This window comes from Mesorhizobium sp. B263B2A (assembly GCF_020165775.1).
Taxonomy (GTDB): Bacteria; Pseudomonadota; Alphaproteobacteria; order Rhizobiales; family Rhizobiaceae; genus Mesorhizobium; species Mesorhizobium opportunistum.
This window is the reverse complement of sequence record NZ_JAIUIU010000048.1, coordinates 1-18,172: the sequence shown is the minus strand read 5'-3', so window position 1 is coordinate 18,172 and position 18,172 is coordinate 1. Positions and strand designations below refer to the sequence as shown.

Below are 18,172 nucleotides of genomic sequence, written 5' to 3'. Positions count from 1 at the left end.
GCGGGCGCCCCCCCCCCCCCCCCGCCGCGCCCGCCGAATGGGCGGCGGGCGCGTTGTTGTTGGAACTGCTCACTTCAGCATCTCGCGGAAGGGATCGGGATAGTCGCCGCCGGGGCGCGGAAAATTCTTGATCGAGGCCTCGGCATTGTCCTTGTTGATGAGCAGCACCGGCGCCGGCACATTGGCTGGCAGTTCCTTGCCCTTGGCGGCGACGGCACAAGCTTCGAGGCCCATGGCGCCGACGACATAGGGATATTGGGCGACGGTGGCGGAGAGTTCGCCAGCGGCGATCGATTTCAGCGCATCGACAATGCCGTCGAGGCCGATCACCTTGACGTCCTTGCCCGAAGTCTGCACGGCGCGTTCGACGCCGAGCGCCATGATGTCGTTGGCGGCGAAGAAGCCGGCGAGATCCGGATGCGCGGCGAGGATGTCGGTGGCCGCCGTCAGCGCCTTCTCGCGATCCCAATCGGCGCTGACCATCACCACGACCTCGAGCTTGCCTTCGACGGCCTGCTTGAAGCCCTTGATGCGGGCATTGGAGCCGACGTCGCCGACGATGCCGGCGATCAGCGCGACCTTCGAGCCCTTCGGCACCAGCTTCAACATTTCCTCGCCGGCCAACGCGCCGGCGGCGACGTTGTCGGTCCCGATATAGGTCGAGACGGCAAAGCCGGCGGCCTTGGCCTGTTCGGCGTCGATGGTCGAGTCGATGTTGACGATCGGCTTCTTCTTCTGGGCGACCGGCACCAGCGCCTGGACGAGATTGGAGACGCTGATCGGGTTGACCAGGTAGCAATCGAAATCCTGCATGGCCATGGCGGTCAGGCGGTCAGCCTGGCCTGTGGCGTCGCCCATGTTGGCGGCAGCCTGGACGCTGACATTGACGCCGCTTGCCTTGGCCTGCTCCTCGATGCCCTTCTGCATGGTCTGGAAGAAGGGGTTGTCGAGGCCTTTGACGATGGCCGCGACCTTTGCCGCGTCCTCGGCATGGGCCGACACCGGAGCGATTGTAGCCAGCAGACCTGCGCTGAGCGCAAGGCCGTTGAAGATGCGCATTCTGTTCCTCCACCTTTTGATTGTCTGATCATGTCTCATTGGCAAGCCGTTGCGCACGGCACGCCCGTGGCTGGTGCTGCGAGAGCCCGGCCGGCATTGGCAACGTCGCGACCGACAGCCCGGCGAGCGCCATGCGTTTCGCGGAGTCCGGACCCGATCGGGACCTTTTTCATGCCAGGCATTTCTCCTCCCAGAGTGCTGACCTAGTCCCGTCAGCATTTCCGCATGTTTTATAAAAAATTGACACGCGTCAAGATTTAAAATGGTGCGCAGTGATTTCGGCGACGCCGTCCACGTGCCGGGTCGCATGCCCTGCGATCAGTTGCTCACTGCCGGCAAAAATCGTGGCCGGCAAAAAGGCACTGGGTGAGCCGATGTTGCCGTCGCTCTCGATGCTGAGCGGCTGTCGAGCCCATGACGATGCCAATTCCGGCCCAGATGACGGTCGACGAGATGATTTGGACGATCATCAACAAGATGGATTGCAGACGTAAGCAAAAGCTCGCGGAAGTTGCGTCAAAAGCATATTGTCGGGGGAAACCGTGCCGATCTCACAGCATGAGAGGAGATCATGCCTGAACAGAATGCCCATATCCGCGCAGCCATCGGACGGATGCTTTCCAAGAAAACCGGGGTTGCCGTCATTTCGATGAAGGAGAGTATCGCGGAGTTGCTGGCGATAACCGGTGTCCCACTGACCGTTGAGAGCCTGCAGGATCTGCTGCTGGAAATGGCAGAGGTGCGCGGCATGATGGTGGTGCTCGATCTCTGAGGCAATTCCAGGAAAAGTGTGAAACGGCTTTCCGTCCGGAATTGCGTCAAAACAAAGAGTTAGAGCAGTTCACCGTTTCCGTTAAACGGTGAACTGCTCTGAGGCAATTCCAGGAAAAGCGCCTCAGGCCAGCCGGTAACGGCCAGCGGCGGCCTCTTCGAAACGTTCTGCCTTGAGGGCTGGCGCCAGCGTGCCGTCGCCGTAGATCATGCGGCCGGCGCGGAAGGTGGCGCGGACACGTGCCACCGGCTGGCGGTCGGCAACCACCAGGTCGGCCAGAAGCCCCGGCTCGATGGCGCCGCGATCGGTGAGCCCGAGCGCCGCGGCCGGGTTGGCGCTTGTCAGCGCGGCCGCCGCCGCCAGGCCGCCGTCGCGCACCTGTGCCAGGCCAAGCACGGCCGGCAGGATCGAGGCCGGATGGTAGTCGCTGGCCAGCATGTCGAGCAATCCCGCCTCATAGGCCTGCCGGGCGGAAAGATTGCCGGAATAAGAGACTCCGCGCAGCGCGTTGGGCGCGCCCATTGCGGTGTGCATGCCGAGCCGGCGGGCTTCCTGCGCCGCTTCGAGCGTCACCGGGAATTCGCTGAGCACGGCGCCCAGGCCATGGACCAGTTCCACCTTTTCCAGCGTGTCGTCGTCATGCGAGGCAAGCACGATGCCGCAGGCGCGGGCGCGGGCCGACAGATCCTGCAGCGCATTGAGTACATCGCCCTGGCCCTCGCGGCCGGCCATCCGCTGTCCGACGATCTCGGAGGCCATGGCAACGGACATGCCACGCTCCTTGGCGATGCGGGCGATGTAGAGTTCGACGTCGCGGTATTGTCCCTGTCCGGGCGTGTGGTCCATCAAGGAGATGAGGTGCAGCTTGCCTGCATCCATCAGCCTTTGCAGCATGGCGATCGCGGGGGTGAAAGTGACTTCGAACCGGGCATGGATGCGGTGGTCGACAAGCAGATCGTCCTTCATCCCGGCAATGGTCTCGATGATATCGGACGTATGATCTTCCGAGCGCAGCACGCCGCTGGTGACGCTGACGCCGATGAAGGAGAGCGCGGCATAGGCCGTCGTCACGCCGCAGGAGGCGAGCTTCTTGTCGAGCTCGGCAATGCCGATCCGCATCGGCACGTGGACGCCGGTGCGCGGCTCGACTTCCTTCTCCACCATGTCGCCATGCATGTCGATGAAGCCCGGCAGGAGCAGGCGGCCGCCACCCTCGATGTCGGCATTCTCGACAGGCTCGTCACGGATTTCGGCAATCCGGCCGTTTTCGATCCTGACGGCGCCATTGGCAACGACGCGGTCGCGCAGGACAATTTCGAAGTCACTCAGCCACATGTGATGTTTCTTGCAAGGAAGCGGTTTTCAAGATGGGAAATGGTTTCAAAGTGGATTTCGGTGGCGACAAGCTCGGCGACATCGTCGGGTGATGGAAGGCGCCGATCATGGCGACGGTGCGCCGGCTTGCCGCCGCTTCGATCACGACCTCTCCAGGACATCCCGATGTTTCTAGTTCACCCGAATGCCGGTTTCCATTTGATTTTTATGACATTTACATGAAAGCGGAATAGGTGATGCGTGCGCCCGGAGCTTACTTTTCACCTGCGCGGCGAGGAATAGCACCAGGACCGGCACCACGGACAGCAGGCTGGCGGCCATCAACGGATCAGCGAGCGCGTGCAGCTTTCGAGCGTGCTGCCGCAGGCGGCAAAAGCCAAGGTGAACGGCCGTTTACCCGCCCAGGATGAAATCGGCGCAGCGGTCGGCGATCATGATCACGGGCGCGTTGGTGTTGCCGCTGATCAGGCGCGGCATGATCGAGGCGTCGCAGATGCGCAGGCGCGGTACGCCGCGCACGCGCAATTGCGGATCGACCACCGCGCCGTCGTCGGTGCCCATCCGGCAGGTGCCGCAGGGGTGATAGACGGTCTTGGCGTGTTCGAGGATGTGGTCCGTTATCGCCTGGTCGGAAAGATCCGCATCGTCACCCGGCGACAGTTCCCCGGCGACCACGGCCTGCAGGGCAGGCTGGCGCAGGATATTGCGGGCAATCTTCATGCCGGCGAGGAGCAGAGCGAGATCATGTGGATCGGACAGGAAGCCGGTGGTGAAGCGGATCGGGTCGGCGGCGTCACGCGAGCGCAGGCCGACCGTGCCGCGCGACTTTGGCCGAAGAACACAAGGGTTGAGTTCCATGCCGTGGCGCTCGATCGAACCGTGCTCGGCGCTTTCGATCATCACCGGCAGGACGTGGAACTGGACATCGGGCCGACCGTCGCCATCAGTGTCGAAGAAGCCGCCGCTTTCGACCACGTTGGAAGTGAGCAGACCGCTGCGAAATAGCAGGTACTGGATGCCATGGCGCAGTGCCTTCAGGCCGCGGTCCTGCCCGAGCAGCGAGATCGGTCGACGTGTCAATGCATAGACGGGCACCGCGACATGATCCTGCAGGTCGCGGCCGACCGATGGCATGTCGCGGATGACGGGAATACCGAGCCCGGCCAGATGTTCGGCTGGCCCCAGTCCCGACAGCATCATCAGCTTCGGCGTCGCCAGCGCACCGGCGGTGAGGATCACCTCGGCCCTTGCCGTCGCTGTATGGTTGCGGCCGTCCGAAGTGGTGTAGGCGAGGCCGCTTGCCGCCCCGTTTTCCAGTGTCACGCCGGTGACCAGCGCGTCGATGACCACGGTGAGGTTGGCGTTGCCGGCCAACGGCCTCAGAAACACTTTAGCCACTGACTGGCGTTCGCCGTTCGCGGTCGTCGTCTGGTAGAAGCCGACGCCTTCCTGTTGCGCTCCGTTGAAGTCGTCATTGTAGCGATAACCGGCCTGTTGCGCGGCTTGCACATAGGCCAACGACAGCGGATGGCGGTGGCGTGGATCGGAGACGGGCAGTGGGCCCTCGATGCCGTGGTGCTCGCCGGCCAGCCGCTCGTTGCGCTCCAGCCGTCGGAACACCGGCAACACCTCGTCCCAGCCCCAGCCGGTGCAGCCAAGGTCGCGCCAGCCATCGTAATCCTGCGGCTGGCCCCTGATGTAGAGCATGGCGTTGATGGAAGAGCCGCCGCCCAGCGTGCGGCCCTGCGGCACCGGCAGCCGACGTCCGCCGACGCTCGGCTCGGGCTCGGATTCGTAGATCCAGCTGCGCGCCGTGCCGATCACCTTGGCGAAGGTGGCGGGCATGTCGATGAGCCGCGTGTTGTCGGCAGGCCCGGCCTCGACGATCAGCACGCGCTTGCCGGCATTGACCAGCCGGTTGGCCAGCGTGCAGCCGGCAGAGCCGGCGCCGGCGATGATGTAGTCGTACTCTGCGCTCATGTCAGGCGTAGCGCATGATGACGGTCTTGGTCTCGAGGTAGCCGTCGATGGCGGCGCGGCCATGCTCGCGGCCTATGCCGGACTGCTTGAAGCCACCGAAGGGTGCGTTGGGGTCGAGCGTGTTGTGCGAATTGACCCATACCGTGCCGGCCTTGAGGCCATGGATGGCGGTCATCGCCTTGCCCATGTCGCGGGTCCAGATCGAGGCCGACAGGCCGTAGCGCGTGTCATTGGCAATGCGGATCGCCTCGTCGAGATCGGCGACCGGCATCGCCGCCACCACCGGCCCAAACACTTCTTCGCGCACGATCTCCATATCGGGCCGGACATTGTGCAGGATGGTCGGCGCAACATAATGGCCTTTCGCCGGCACCGGCCGCGCGCCGCTGACCCGTTCGACGCCGGCCGCCAGGCCGCGCTCGACAAACCCCTCGACGCTTCTTTTGTGCTTGGCCGAGACCAGCGGGTTGATTTGCGCATCGGCGTCGCGGCCGGCGCCCAGCGTCATGCCGTCGGCGATCTCGGCCAGCCGCGCCAGCGTGCGGTCGTAGATCGACTTCTCGATCAGGAGCCGTGAGGCCGAGGTGCAGACCTGGCCCTGGTTGAAGAACATGCCGAGGCCCGCGACCAAAGGCTCGATGCCTTCCTCCATGTCCGCAAGCAGGATCATCGGCGATTTCGAACCGAGTTCCAGCGTGAAACGGGCGACGCGGTCGACGGCGGCATGGCCGACGCGTTTTCCCACTTCCGTCGAGCCGGTGAAGGTCAGCTTGTCGATGCCGGGATGGCGGATCAGCGCTTCGCCGGTGACGGAGCCGCTGCCGGTGACGATGTTGACGACGCCGGGCGGAAAACCCGATGCCTCGATCAGCTCGGCAAGCCGGAGCAGGCCGAGCGGGGTTTCCTGCGGCGGCTTCAGCACCACGGTACAGCCGCAGGCGAGCGCCGGCGCGATCTTCCACATGCCAATCAGCAGCGGGAAATTCCACGGGACGATGGCGCCGACGACGCCGACCGGCTCCATCACGGTCATCGCCTGATGTTTGGCGCCAGGCGGTACCGGGATGGAGACCTGGAAGGTCGAGCCTTCGATCTTGGTTGCCCAGCCGGCATAATAGCGCAGCCAGTCGACGGTGCCGGCCGCACTCAGCATGCGGGCGACGCCGAGCGACTTGCCGTTCTCGATGCTTTCGATCTCTGCAAGGAGGTCGGCATCGGCCTCGACGGCGTCGGCGAGCTTCAACATCAAATTCTGGCGGTCGACCGGTCGCATCGATGCCCATGGTCCTTCGAGCGCGGCCCGCGCCGCGCGCACCGCCTGGTCGACCAGTTCAGGGCCACTTTCCGGCACGTGCGCGACGATCTCGCCGGAGGCGGAATCGTCGACGGCGAGGCCGTCACCGGCGAGGCCATCGACGAAGCGGCCATTGATGAAGGGCCGATGCGGACGCGCCAGGAAAGCGGCGGCGGCAGGGCTGATCGGCGGCACGGTTCTCTCGTTCACGCCATCCTCCTCGATTGCTGATGAACATCTGCGCCGAGGATTATGGAGCGCATCGGCCTGCTTCAAGCCAAAGGCAGTGCGAGTGCGCGCTCAGTCAAAACAAAGTTCCCGCTCGGACAAGACGCTCGGTCCTTCGCCGGTCAAGATTGAAGAATGGATCATCGCCAACCCGGTCTTGCCGCTCCGCTCCCTCATCCCGCCTTCTTCCCCGCTGGGGAGAAGGTGGCGACGTCGCAACTCTCGTCTCACCTCGGGAAGAGGAGAGTCGGGCAAAGCGGTGATTGGGTGAGGGGCTGGCTCGGAGGAGAGTAATTGAGCGCATTGCTTGGCAATCCGATGGTCACCACGGCGGCGCTGCCGCTTGTGCTCGGCATGGTGATGGCGCTGTTGGCAAAGATCGCACTGCCGGCGCAGGTGCTTTCGCTGCTGTGGGCCGGCTTGCTCTTGTTCTTCTACTGGGACACGCTTGGCCCGCCTGTGGTGCCGCCGGTCGCGGCCAGCCAGAAGCTGATCTATCTCGCTTTTGCCGGCATCGTCGTCGGCCTGTTGCCCGAACGCCTGCTGAGTGCGCCCATGGCGAGCGTGCTGATCGCCATCGCGCTTGCGGCCGCCTTGCTGTGGCTTGGCTGGCGCCGCGTTGCCGGCGGTTCGCTCGATCCGCAGATGGTCGCCGCCCTCGTCGCCGGCCTGCTGGCCATCGTCGGCAGCGCGATGCTGATGTCCCTGAAGGTCTCGCCATCGCCTGCCGTCGAGGAGCCGTTCCTGGTGCCAGCGGCGATGCTCGCTTTGTGCCTGGCCGGCGCCATCATCTCGGTGCTCGGCGCCTCGATCGTCACCGGGCAATTGCTGGGATCGCTTTCCGCGCTCGCCGGCGGCTGGTGCCTTGTCCAGCATATCGCGGTGTTGCGGGGCGGCACCGCCGTCGCCTGGAGCAAAGGCAACGGGCTGCTCCTCATCTTCGCCGCCGCCACGGTGCTGATCCAGGTGGCGCTGCTGGCGCCAAAGGCGAACCCGGCGGCGCTCATGCTTTCGCCCTTACCGCTGATCCTGGCCGCCCTGATGCCCGGCGCGCTGCGCGGCCTTCTTCCTGGCGTCCGGCCCTTGCGGCCGCTGATTGCCGGTCTGCTGATCGCCATACCGGCGATGCTGGCCATCCTGACGGCGGTCCTGTGGGCGCCGCATGGAGCCGCCCTCGGCTTTTCCTGAGGCGGATTCAAAGAACGACAATCAACAATGGGGAGAGATACGTGACGATAGGAAAACTGACGGCCATGGCCTTTGCCTGCTGCGCATTCGCGTCGGCGGCACGTGCCGACACTTATGAGATCGACGGCCAGCACGCCTGGGTCACCTTCACCATCAAACACGGCATCTATGGCATCGCGCATGGACAGTTCGATGCCGTAAAGGGCGCCATCGTCATGGACAAGGCCGATCCGTCCAAAAGCAGCGTCAAGGCCGAGATCGATGTCGGCTCGGTGCACACCGCCTATGATCAGCGCGACAGCGATCTGAAAGGCCCCGACTTCTTCAACGCCGCCGAATTCCCGGCGATCTCCTTCGAAAGCACCAAGGTCGAAAAGGTCGGCGACAAGACCGGCAAGGTATCAGGCAATCTCAGCATCAGCGGTGTCTCCAAGGAGATCACGCTCGACGTGACGCTGGTCAACGAGGCGCCGGCGCCGTGGGACGCGACGCTGACCAAGGCCGCGTTCACCGCCACCGGAAAAGTCAGCACCGCCGACTTCCCGATGGCCAAGGCAGCCGCCGGTTTCGGTCTCGGTCCCGATGTCGACATCGTCATCGACATCGAGGCGGTCAAGAAGTAGCTGGCGAACGGGCGCCGTGCGGCTCGCAACAGGCCGCGCGGTGCTTTCCCGGCAGAAGTGCGCGCTCAGTCAAAACAAAGTTCCCGCTCGGACAAGACGCGAAATGGCGGATGCCGCACTATCCCTGGCGAAGATCGGCGCACAGCCGGCACAGCATCGATCGGGATGGAACAATGCGATTTTCGGGAAAGACGGCTTTCATTACCGGCGGCGGCACCGGCATCGGCGCGGCGGTTGCCAGGCGCATGGCGGCCGACGGCGCCAAGGTGGTGCTGATGGGCCGGCGGCGCGAGCCGCTGGAGGCCGTCACCAGGGATATTGGCGGGCTGGTGGTGCAGGGCGACGCCGCCGATCCGAAAGCGGTGCGCGCGGCTCTGGCCGAAGTGCATGACAAGATCGGGCCCATAGACATGCTCGTTGCCAATGCCGGCGGCCATGGTGTCGGCCCGACGATCTCGATGAGTGACGAAACCTGGAGCCTGGCGACACGCACCAATCTCGACACTGCCTTCGTTTGCGCCCGCGAATGCCTGCCCGACCTGATCGAGCGCCGAGGCAACATCGTCGTCGTCGCCTCTATCGCCGGCCTGTTCGCCGGGCCGGACGCGGCCGGCTACGTCACCATGAAACATGCCTGCATCGGCTTCGGCAAATCGCTGGCGCGCGACTATGGCCGCAAGGGCGTGCGCACCAACATCATCTGCCCCGGCTGGGTGTCGACCGACATGGCCGACGAGCAGATGGCGATGATCGTCGAAAAGCACGGGCTTGGCTCGATCGAAGAGGCTTATCGGCTGGTGACGAAGGACGTGCCGCTCGGCCGGCCGGCGACACCGCAGGAGGTGTCCAACGTTATCTGTTTCGTCGCCTCCGACGAGGCGGCGATGATGAACGGTTCGATCCTGACGGTCGATGGCGGCGCCACCGTCGTCGACCTGCCCACGTTAGCTTTTGTCGATTGATGTGGAGAGCACCATGAACGACCAGAACAGGCCGGCCGACTGGAAGCATTTCGACGACTTCGCCGCAGGCATCGCCACCAACCGGCTGCCGACGACATCAGCGTTGCGCGGGCAGACCTTCAAGATCACGCTCGACACCGGCCGCACCATCGACCTGGCCTTCACGTCAGCCGATACGGTGGCGTGGAGCGAGGGCACGGAAGCCGGCGCGGACTGGTACGAGGCGCTCGAAGTCGCCTCCAGCGTGTTCTTCATCAACATGAGTTTCGCCGCCCGGCCGACGGAGGACGAGGCGCTCATCGTCAACACCAGTACGCGCCGCGTGCTGTCGGTACGCGAACGGGTGCGTGAAGCAGGCGAGGCGCCCGGCGAGCCACGCGTGGCGCAGACCTGGTCGGCCGGTGTGCTCGGCGACCCCAGCGTGGCGCCGACCGGCATCGTGCCGGCACCGACCCGGGATCTGATCGGGCTCACCGCGCACTACACCTACAGTCCCAACCACGTCTACGAGCATATTTATCTGAGCGCCGAGCGCTATGCCTGGCAGAATCTCGTCGGCGTGCAGCGCGGCCATGGCGACGTCGATCTGGCGACGACCTGGAAGTTCGCCGAGAACCAGTATGTGTTCGGTTTCCGCGAGTTCATCATCCCGGTCGCGTCGCTGTTCTTCTACAATTGGGACACGATGCGCTCGACCGGCAAATTCCTTGGCGTGACCAGCCAGGGCAAGGTCGAGAACAAGCCGGCCGGCGCTCACATCGAGAAGAAATCCAGAACCGTCTACGACGAAGGCAAGGCGCCGGTCTGACCGCGCGGGAGAACGCCATGAACAAGAACTACGAAGCGATCAAGGCGCATTACGCCGGCTCCGACGCCATGGATTTGGCCGCGATGATGGCGCCGATCACCAGCCGCACCGCCTGGACCGAAATGGCTGGCTTTCCCTATGCCGGCACCTATGTCGGCCCCGACGCCATCATAGCGGGCGTCTTCAAGCGCATCGGCGAGGAGTGGGACGGCTACAATCTGAAGCTCGAAAAGCTGGTCGACGGCGGCACCACCATCGTCGGCATCGGCACCTATTCGGGCACCTACAAGAAGACCGGCAAGCCGATGTCGGCGCGCGTCGTCCATGTCTGGGAGATGGAGGACGGCAAAGTGCTGAGTTTCGAGCAGTTCACCGACACCAGGCTGGTCGCGGCAGCGACAGCCTGAGACATGCGGCCGGGCGCGCTGACGCGCCCGCCCGATGAAAACCTGGGAGGATGAAATGGGAAACAGTCTGAAGGCAATGCTGGCGGGGAAGAGAATGCTGGCGGGCCTGGCCCTGTCGGCCGTGTTCGCGGCCGGCGGCACCAGTATGGCGAATGCCGGCGATACCGAGATCGTCATCGGTGCGCCGATCTCCCTGACCGGGCCGCTGGCTGGCGACGGCAAGGAGCAGAAGTGGGCCTACGAGCAGGCGGTGGCCGACATCAACAAGGCCGGCGGCATCATGGTCAAGTCGGCCGGCAAGAAACTGCCGGTGCGGCTCGTCATCGCCGACGACGAAAGCTCGGAAGGCAAGGTCGCATCGGCGCTGGAGAACCTCATCAAGGTGCAGAAGGTCGACGCGCTGCTCTCGACCCATTCCGGGCCGATGAACATCGCCGGTGCCATCGTCGCGGAAAAATACAAGAAGTTCTACATGATCACGACGGCCTTCCCGTTCGAATGGCAGCCGTTGAAGCTCAAATATTCGGCGCTGTTCTTCTTCCACCCGGGTCCGGGCGCCGAAGTGCCGTTCGAGATCTGGAACAAGCTGCCAGCCAATGAGAAGCCGAAGAACCCGGCGTTGGTCACCGAGGATTCGCCCGACGGCAAGGGCTTTGGCGGCGCCTTCGAGGCGGCGGCCAAGAAGTATGGCTACACTTTCGCGGTCGACGATCCCTGGGCGATCGGCGCCACCGACTATTCGGCGCTGATCACCAAGCTCAAGGCGGCAGACGTCGACGCCATGCTGGTGTTCGGTTCGCCGGCCGACACGGTGACGCTGCTGCGCCAGATGAAGGAGCTCGGCTTCTCCGTGCCTTATCTGCATGGCTGGAAGGGCACCTGGACGGGCGAGTTCCACGAAGCGCTCGGGCCGGATTCCGATTACATCCTGACCGACGGCTTCTGGTCGGCGAGCTACCCTTACAAGGGCGCCAAGGAGCTCGGCGACCGCTACGAGGCCGAGTTCAAGAAAGACTCCGTCACCGTCGGCGCCTTCTATGCCAACGCGCAGGTGCTGGCGCAGGCGATCGAGAAGGCGGGTTCCACCGACGCCGACGCGCTGCATGAGGCGATCTTCAACCAGGAATTCAAGGACACGGTGGTCGGCGATCTCAAATTCGACCAGACCGGCTTTGCCCTGATCCCCAGCGTCGCCACGCAATGGTGGCAAGGCAAGCACCAGCTGATCTACCCGGACGGCAACTGGACCTACAAGCCGGCACCGGCCTGGGACAAGCGCTGAGCAATCGGTGCGGCGGAATGGGGCGGGCGCGGCTTCTGTGTCCGCCCCAGCATCCTTGACGACAGACTGGAGAACGGAAACACGATGCAATCCGACGAAACCTTGCTTCGCCTCGAGGCGGTACAGAAGCGGTTCGGCGGGCTCGTCGTGCTCAACAACATCGACATCGCCGTCGGCGCCAACGAGCTGATCGGGCTGATCGGTCCCAATGGCGCCGGCAAGTCGACGCTGTTCAACCTCATCACCGCACTCTACACGCCGACACAAGGGCGTATCCGGTTTCGTGGGCGCGACATCACCGGCACGGCACCGCATCGCATCTGCCGGCTCGGCATCGCGCGCACCTTCCAGCTGGTGCGCACCTTCCTGACCATGACGGCGTTCGAGAACATCATGGTCGGCGCGGTCTATGGCGGTGGCGGGCGCGTCAGGCACGCCACTGCCGCGGCCGAGGAAGCGCTGGAACTGGTCGGCCTGACTGCGAAACGCGATGTCCGGACCGCGCATATGACATTGTCCGACCGGCGGCTGCTGGAGATCGCGCGGGCAGTCGCGTCCAGCCCGGCGCTGCTCCTGCTCGACGAGCCGATGGCGGGGCTGAACCCGACCGAGATCCAGCGCATGGTCGATGTCATCCGCCGCGTGCGCAACGAGCGTGGCGTGTCGATCCTATGGGTAGAACACAAGGTCGACGCCATCATGAAAGTGTGCAGCCGGGTGATCGTGCTCGACCATGGCGAGAAGATCGCCGACGGCACCCCACGCGAGATCGTCGCCAACCGCAAAGTGATAGAGGCCTATCTTGGCGAACCGGCTGCTTGAAGTGAACAATCTGGAAGTCGCCTATGGCGATGTCGGCGCGCTGTGGGGCGTGTCGATCCATGTCGACCCTGGCACGATCGTCGCCATTGTCGGGGCCAATGGCGCCGGCAAGACGACGCTGCTGAAGACCATCTCCGGCCTGCTCAAGCCGAAGCGCGGCGAGATCTTCCTCGCCGGCGCGCCGCTGGCCGGCAAGGCGCCGGAGGAGATCGCCGGCATGGGCATTGCGCATGTGCCGGAAGGGCGTGGCCTGTTCCGGCAGATGACGGTGCTGGAGAACCTCGAACTCGGTTCCTTCCAGCCCAAGGTGCGGAAGCGCTTCAAGCAATCTCTGGAAAAGGCCTATTCGCTGTTTCCACGGCTGAAGGAGCGGGCAGGACAGAAGGCCGGCTCGCTCTCGGGCGGCGAGCAGCAGATGCTGGCGATCGCTCGCGCCACCATGTCGGACCCATCGCTGCTCATCCTCGACGAGCCGTCGCTGGGTCTCAGCCCGATCGTGGTGCAGCAGATGTTTGCGCTGATCGGGACCTTGCACAGCCAAGGCGTCACCATCCTGCTCGTCGAGCAGAACATCCACCAGGCGCTGAAGGTGGCCGACTATGCCTTCGTGCTGAAGACCGGCGAGCTCGCCATGCAAGGCACGGGCGCCGAACTGCTTGCCGATCCCGAAATCCAGAAGGCCTATATGGGCGTGTTGGAGTAGTGATGACGTTCAACATTCCGCCTCCCGACATCCTGCTGCAACTGTCGCTCAACGGCGCGCTGGGCGGCGCCATGTATGGCGTCGCCGCCGTTGGCTTGAGCCTCATCTTCGGCACCATGCGGCTGATTTTCCTGGCGCAGGGCGCGATGATCATCCTGGCCGCCTATTTCGTGCGGGCGCTGTTCTACGGGCTGGGCATCGACCCGTTCCTGTCGCTGCTGATCGTCATTCCGGTCGGGCTCGTCGTCGGCTGGCTGATCTACCAGGGCCTGTTCCGCAAGGCAGCCGCAGCGGAGGACCGCAACATCTCGCTGCTGATCGCCGTCGGCCTGATGTTCCTGATCCAGAACCTGATGACGGTGGTGTGGGGCGGCAATACCGCAGCGATCGTCACTTCCTACACGGCGAGCGGTATCGAGATATTGGGCGTGCGCACCTCCTTCACCCGCTCCATGGGCTTCCTGATCGCACTCGCCGGCACCGGGCTGGTGGTGTTGTTCCTGCGCAAGACGCTGGTCGGCAAGGCGGTGCGCGCGGCGTCCGAAGACATGGAAGCGGCGACGCTGATGGGCATCAGCCCGCATCGCGTCAATGCGATTGCCTTTGCCATCGGCATCGCGCTGGCGGGAGCGGCCGGTGTGGCGGTCGCGACCACCTTCCCGTTCAACCCGTTCGCCGGTTTCATCTTCAGCCTGAAGGCGCTGGTGGCGCTGGCGCTGGGTGGTATCGGCAATGTCGCCGGTGCGCTTGCCGGCGGCATGCTGCTCGGCCTCATCGAGGCCTATGTGCAGTATTTCATCTCGGGCGGCTGGACCAACGCGATTGCCTACGGCGTGTTCCTGGCGGTGCTGATGTTCAAGCCGGAAGGCCTGTTCAGCCGGCCCTACAAGAAGGCTTGAGCACCATGCTGAAGCAAACCTGGAACAACCAAGCCAAGGCGGGAATTGCCATTGCCGTCGTCGTGGCACTCGCCCTGGTGCCGTTGCTGCCCGGCGCGATCGATAGTTACGCCTTCTCGTTCCTGTTCTTCGTCTTCGTCTACGCCATAATGGCGCAGGGCTGGAACCTGGTTGCCGGCTTCGGCGGCCAGATCAGCCTGGGCAACCATGCCTTCTTCGGGCTCGGCGCCTACACCACCGCCATCCTGTGGAGCGGCAACTATCTCTGGGGCTCGCTCTATGACGCCTATCCGCGCATCTACTATTTCGACCCGGTGACGATGGTGCTGGGCGGACTGGTGGCGGCTGTTGCCGCCATCATCATCGGCCTGCCGCTTTTGTCCAAGCTGCGCGGCGACTATTTCGCGCTGGGCACGCTCGGCTTCGGCGAGATCGTCAAGGTGATGTTCATCAATGGCGGCGACTTCACCGGCGGCGCCTTCGGCGTGGTGGCGCCCGCCAGCACCTTCGACACGCTCTTGCCGCACTATCTGGTCGGACTCGGCCTGATGGTCGGCACGGCACTTGCCATCCGCTTCTTGATGCGCTCGCGCTACGGGCTGGCGCTGATCGCCGTGCGCGACGACGAGATGGCGGCGTCGGCCAACGGCATCGACACGCTCAGGGTCAAGGTCGCCGCCTTCGCCGGCAGCGCCTTCATCGCCGGCATCGCGGGCAGCCTCTACACCTACTACATCTTCCATGTCGGCCCGGACTCAGTGTTCGCCCTCGACTGGATGCTGCTGCCGCTGATGATGACCGTGGTCGGCGGCACCGGCACGCTGCTCGGCCCGATCCTCGGTGCTTTCGTGATGTACGCGGTGTTCGACCTCGCGCGGATCGTGGTGCCGGACTATCACCCGGTGATCTCGGGCCTGACGATCATCCTGGCGATGCTGTTCCTGCCGAAGGGGCTGATGCGAAGTTTTGCGGGGAGGGTGGCGTGACGCGGTTCAGATTTGCAACGACCCTCAAGAAAACCGAGCCGGCCGAAAGTTTGCAAGGAGCGGGTGCTCCTTTCCGGTGGCGATCTCGCCGGCAAGCAACTCGCCGGCGATCAGGCCAAGCGTTGCACCGCTGTGGCTGAAGGCGACGTAATATCCCTTGATGTCCTTCAATTGGCCGAATACCGGATCGCCGTCCGCGGGGATCGGCTTGGGGCCGACGCCATAGCTTTCCAGCTCCAGCTTCGGATGGCCCTCGAGAACCTTCGAGGCTTCGTCGAGAAGCCCCTGAAGGGTCGAATCCTTCACGCCATAAGTACCGTCCGGATTGATGACCACTTCTTCTTCCGACCAGGCGGAATCGAGCGCAAGGGCTCCGCCCGGCGTCGGGCGGATGGCGACACGCGGCGTGTTGAGCACGGCCCGAAGGGGCAAGTGCAGCGGCTTGGTCCTGACCAGCAGCGCGATCGGCGTCCCGTCGGCAATATATTGGCCGGAGTCCGCGACCATTCGCGGCACAGCACCGCCGGTCGCCAACAGCACCGCGTCGGCGGCGAAGCTGATGCCGCTTGTCGTGGTGACGCCGGTGGCGCGGCCGTCGACGACCGTGACCGCCGCGCTTCCGGCATCGGTGACCAGTTGCCCGCCGCGCTCCGTGAATTCCCCAATCAATAGCTCGATCAGCGACGGCAGGTCGACCCACCCTTCACCCGGATTGAAGATCGCGCCCTGGGGCGTGACAGCATCTGCAGCGACACCCGGGGTGACCGACGCTATGGCGCCCGCGGACAGAAGCTGCGCGTCATAGCCAAGAATTTTCTCATGAGCGAAGACATCCGCGATCTCGTTTGAGGCGCTGTCCGCATCCCATGTCAGGCCGCCGTCGAAACGCAGCCAGGCAGCATCCGGATATCTCGCCGACAGCGTCCGATAGCGATCGATACCGATCATGCGCAGGCGATGGTATTCAGCCGACCGCTTGCGGGCGGAATTGAGCCAGGCGAGCGAGCGGCCTGAAGCTCCCTTGGCAAGCGGCCCGTCATTGACCAGGACGGTTTCGATGCCGAGCCGTGCAAGATGAACGGCCGAGGAGACGCCGAAGATACCGCCCCCGACAACGACGACCTTTGCGACCGAATGTGATGTAGCCATGGGATGTTCTTTCGCTGTGTGGAGGTGGATTGGGCCATGCGGTGGTGCGATCAAAGCACTTCGGCAAGGAAGTGCTTCAGACGCGCGCTTTTCGGAGTGTCGAAGATCGCGGCAGGCGTCCCGGCCTCGATGACGCGGCCTTCATCCATGAAGACGACCTGATCGGCGACCTTGCGGGCAAAGCCCATTTCATGGGTCACGACGACCATCGTCATGCCGCGGCGGCCTAGGTCCGCCATCAGGTTGAGGACGCCCTTCACCAGTTCGGGATCGAGAGCGCTCGTTACCTCGTCGAACAGGATGACCTCCGGGTCCATGGCAAGCGCACGGGCGATTGCCACACGCTGCTGCTGGCCGCCGGAAAGGCTCCCGGGACGATGGTGTTTGCGGGCGGCAAGGCCAACATCGGCCAGGCGCGCCTCGGCGATGCGCTCGGCCTCCGGCACCGGAATGCCCTTGACCTTGGTCAGGGACAGCATGACGTTCTCCAGGGCTGTGTGGTCGGGAAACAGGTTGAATTGCTGGAACACCATGCCGACACGCCGGCGCAATTTTTCGGGCTTCATCGCCAGGATGCTCGCGCCATCGAGCAGCACGTCGCCGCCCATGGGCTCGACCAGGCGGTTGAGGCAGCGCAGCAGGGTCGACTTGCCTGAACCCGACGGACCAATGACGCATGTGACCGTGCCCGGCTTGACCGTCAGGCTGACCCCCTTGAGGACATCGAGATCGCCATAGGCCATGTCGAGATCAGTGATGGCGAGACTACCGCCCTTGAACCGGGGAAGCGCCGGGCTGCCGTCGGGGCTGGTCTGCGAAGATGGACCGCCGATCGCGCTTTCCAGTTCGCTCACCTCGGCGAGGCCGCTGGTGACGAGGCCTGCCTTTTGCTTTCCGACCCGCAGCGAGTTGTCGATGTAGTTGACAACGTGGGTCAACGGCACGGTGATGACGAGATAGAACACGCCAGCCAGGAGCAATGGCGACAGGTTTCCCGTGACCACCGCCTGGTCCTGGCCGACACGAAAAATCTCGCGCTCCGACGCGAGCAGGCCGAGGAAGTAGACCAGGCTCGAATCCTTGACGTTGCCGATGAACTGGTTGACCAGAGCCGGCAGGACGCGGCGGATGCCTTGCGGGACCACGATCAGCCGCATGCCCTGTCCGTAGCTCATGCTGAGCGCCCTGCAGGCTTCCATCTGTCCGCGCTCGACGCTCTGGATGCCGGAGCGGAAGATTTCGCCGATGTAGGCGCCGGCAATCAGGCTGAGGGCGAGAATGCCGAGCGGATAGGGCGAAGGCCCGAAGATTTCACGGCCGATGCGGGCGAAGCCCTGGCCGATCAGCAGAATCGTGACGATCGCCGGAAGACCCCGGAAAATATCGGTATAGACCCGGGCCGGGATGCGCAGCCAGCGTGATTGCGAGATGCCCATGACAGCAAGGATCATGCCGAGGACAACACCGATCACCGTGGACGCAGCGGCGAGGATCAAGGTGTTCTTCAGCCCGATGGTGATCATGCTCGGCAGCACGTCCGCCATGGCTTGCCAGTCGAGGAAACTGCGCCGCAGGTTTTCAAGCCAATTCATTCGACCCTTTCCATTGCTCCGTTCGCGCAGCCAAAAACCCGGCGCGAGAGCGTGTCCGGGGGGGGGGGGGGGGGGGGGGCCGG

The 18,172-nt window shown here is 64.3% G+C and carries 18 protein-coding genes; 11 read left to right on the top strand and 7 right to left on the bottom strand.

Annotation, left to right across the window (positions count from 1 at the left end):
• Positions 1-69: 69 nt before the first annotated feature.
• Entirely contained in the window at positions 70-1,059 is a 990-nt protein-coding gene (locus LB568_RS32850; RefSeq protein WP_013894192.1) for a substrate-binding domain-containing protein, read from the bottom strand.
• Positions 1,060-1,630: 571 nt separating this feature from the next.
• Here LB568_RS32850 and LB568_RS32845 point away from each other — a divergent pair.
• A complete protein-coding gene (locus LB568_RS32845) occupies positions 1,631-1,831 on the top strand; it encodes a hypothetical protein (protein ID WP_224732359.1) in 201 nt (66 codons plus the stop codon).
• A gap of 123 nt (positions 1,832-1,954) precedes the next feature.
• Here LB568_RS32845 and LB568_RS32840 read toward each other — a convergent pair whose 3' ends face one another.
• The 4 genes from LB568_RS32840 to LB568_RS32825 all read right to left on the bottom strand — a co-directional run bounded on the left by LB568_RS32840 (position 1,955) and on the right by LB568_RS32825 (position 6,650).
• Positions 1,955-3,166: an alpha-D-ribose 1-methylphosphonate 5-triphosphate diphosphatase gene (locus LB568_RS32840; RefSeq protein ID WP_224732358.1), complete on the bottom strand. Its 1,212-nt coding sequence runs from the start codon at positions 3,164-3,166 to the stop codon at positions 1,955-1,957.
• Positions 3,153-3,311, bottom strand: coding sequence for a hypothetical protein (locus tag LB568_RS32835; protein WP_224732357.1), 159 nt, complete (start codon positions 3,309-3,311; stop codon positions 3,153-3,155). The genes LB568_RS32840 and LB568_RS32835 overlap by 14 nt, the downstream gene beginning before the upstream one ends.
• Positions 3,312-3,559: 248 nt before the next feature.
• The gene (locus LB568_RS32830) at positions 3,560-5,146 is read right to left on the bottom strand and encodes a GMC family oxidoreductase (RefSeq protein WP_224732356.1); all 1,587 of its coding nucleotides are present in this window, start codon (positions 5,144-5,146) and stop codon (positions 3,560-3,562) included.
• A gap of 1 nt (position 5,147) precedes the next feature.
• Positions 5,148-6,650: an aldehyde dehydrogenase family protein gene (locus LB568_RS32825; protein ID WP_224732355.1), complete on the bottom strand. Its 1,503-nt coding sequence runs from the start codon at positions 6,648-6,650 to the stop codon at positions 5,148-5,150.
• Between the two features lie 312 nt (positions 6,651-6,962).
• On the opposite strand from LB568_RS32825, the gene LB568_RS32820 reads away from it, so the two are divergent.
• The 10 genes from LB568_RS32820 (at position 6,963) to LB568_RS32775 (ending at position 15,348) form a co-directional block, all read left to right on the top strand.
• Positions 6,963-7,856: a hypothetical protein gene (locus LB568_RS32820; protein WP_224732354.1), complete on the top strand. Its 894-nt coding sequence runs from the start codon at positions 6,963-6,965 to the stop codon at positions 7,854-7,856.
• 41 nt (positions 7,857-7,897) lie between these two features.
• Positions 7,898-8,479, top strand: coding sequence for a YceI family protein (locus tag LB568_RS32815; protein ID WP_013894198.1), 582 nt, complete (start codon positions 7,898-7,900; stop codon positions 8,477-8,479).
• Positions 8,480-8,652: 173 nt separating this feature from the next.
• The gene (locus LB568_RS32810; protein WP_224732353.1) at positions 8,653-9,441 is read left to right on the top strand and encodes an SDR family NAD(P)-dependent oxidoreductase; all 789 of its coding nucleotides are present in this window, start codon (positions 8,653-8,655) and stop codon (positions 9,439-9,441) included.
• Positions 9,442-9,454: 13 nt separating this feature from the next.
• Complete coding sequence (locus tag LB568_RS32805) at positions 9,455-10,249, top strand: MoaF C-terminal domain-containing protein (RefSeq protein ID WP_224732352.1); 795 nt, start codon at positions 9,455-9,457, stop codon at positions 10,247-10,249.
• A 17-nt stretch (positions 10,250-10,266) separates the two neighbouring features.
• A complete protein-coding gene (locus LB568_RS32800) occupies positions 10,267-10,656 on the top strand; it encodes a nuclear transport factor 2 family protein (RefSeq protein WP_224732351.1) in 390 nt (129 codons plus the stop codon).
• 55 nt (positions 10,657-10,711) lie between these two features.
• On the top strand, positions 10,712-11,938 hold the full coding sequence (locus tag LB568_RS32795; protein WP_013894202.1) for an amino acid ABC transporter substrate-binding protein: 1,227 nt from the start codon (positions 10,712-10,714) through the stop codon (positions 11,936-11,938).
• A gap of 84 nt (positions 11,939-12,022) precedes the next feature.
• Positions 12,023-12,760, top strand: coding sequence for an ABC transporter ATP-binding protein (locus LB568_RS32790; RefSeq protein ID WP_013894203.1), 738 nt, complete (start codon positions 12,023-12,025; stop codon positions 12,758-12,760).
• Positions 12,753-13,463, top strand: a complete 711-nt coding sequence (locus tag LB568_RS32785) for an ABC transporter ATP-binding protein (protein ID WP_412033942.1) — start codon at positions 12,753-12,755, stop codon at positions 13,461-13,463. The genes LB568_RS32790 and LB568_RS32785 overlap by 8 nt, the downstream gene beginning before the upstream one ends.
• Positions 13,464-13,465: 2 nt before the next feature.
• A complete protein-coding gene (locus LB568_RS32780) occupies positions 13,466-14,362 on the top strand; it encodes a branched-chain amino acid ABC transporter permease (RefSeq protein ID WP_224732349.1) in 897 nt (298 codons plus the stop codon).
• 5 nt (positions 14,363-14,367) lie between these two features.
• Entirely contained in the window at positions 14,368-15,348 is a 981-nt protein-coding gene (locus LB568_RS32775; RefSeq protein ID WP_224732348.1) for a branched-chain amino acid ABC transporter permease, read from the top strand.
• Positions 15,349-15,372: 24 nt separating this feature from the next.
• Here the strand turns inward: LB568_RS32775 and LB568_RS32770 are convergent, their stop codons facing one another.
• Both LB568_RS32770 and LB568_RS33750 read right to left on the bottom strand, forming a co-directional pair.
• Positions 15,373-16,497, bottom strand: coding sequence for an NAD(P)/FAD-dependent oxidoreductase (locus LB568_RS32770; RefSeq protein WP_224732347.1), 1,125 nt, complete (start codon positions 16,495-16,497; stop codon positions 15,373-15,375).
• A 50-nt stretch (positions 16,498-16,547) separates the two neighbouring features.
• Positions 16,548-18,089, bottom strand: coding sequence for an amino acid ABC transporter permease/ATP-binding protein (locus tag LB568_RS33750; protein ID WP_318013312.1), 1,542 nt, complete (start codon positions 18,087-18,089; stop codon positions 16,548-16,550).
• Between the last annotated feature and the right edge of the window lie 83 nt (positions 18,090-18,172).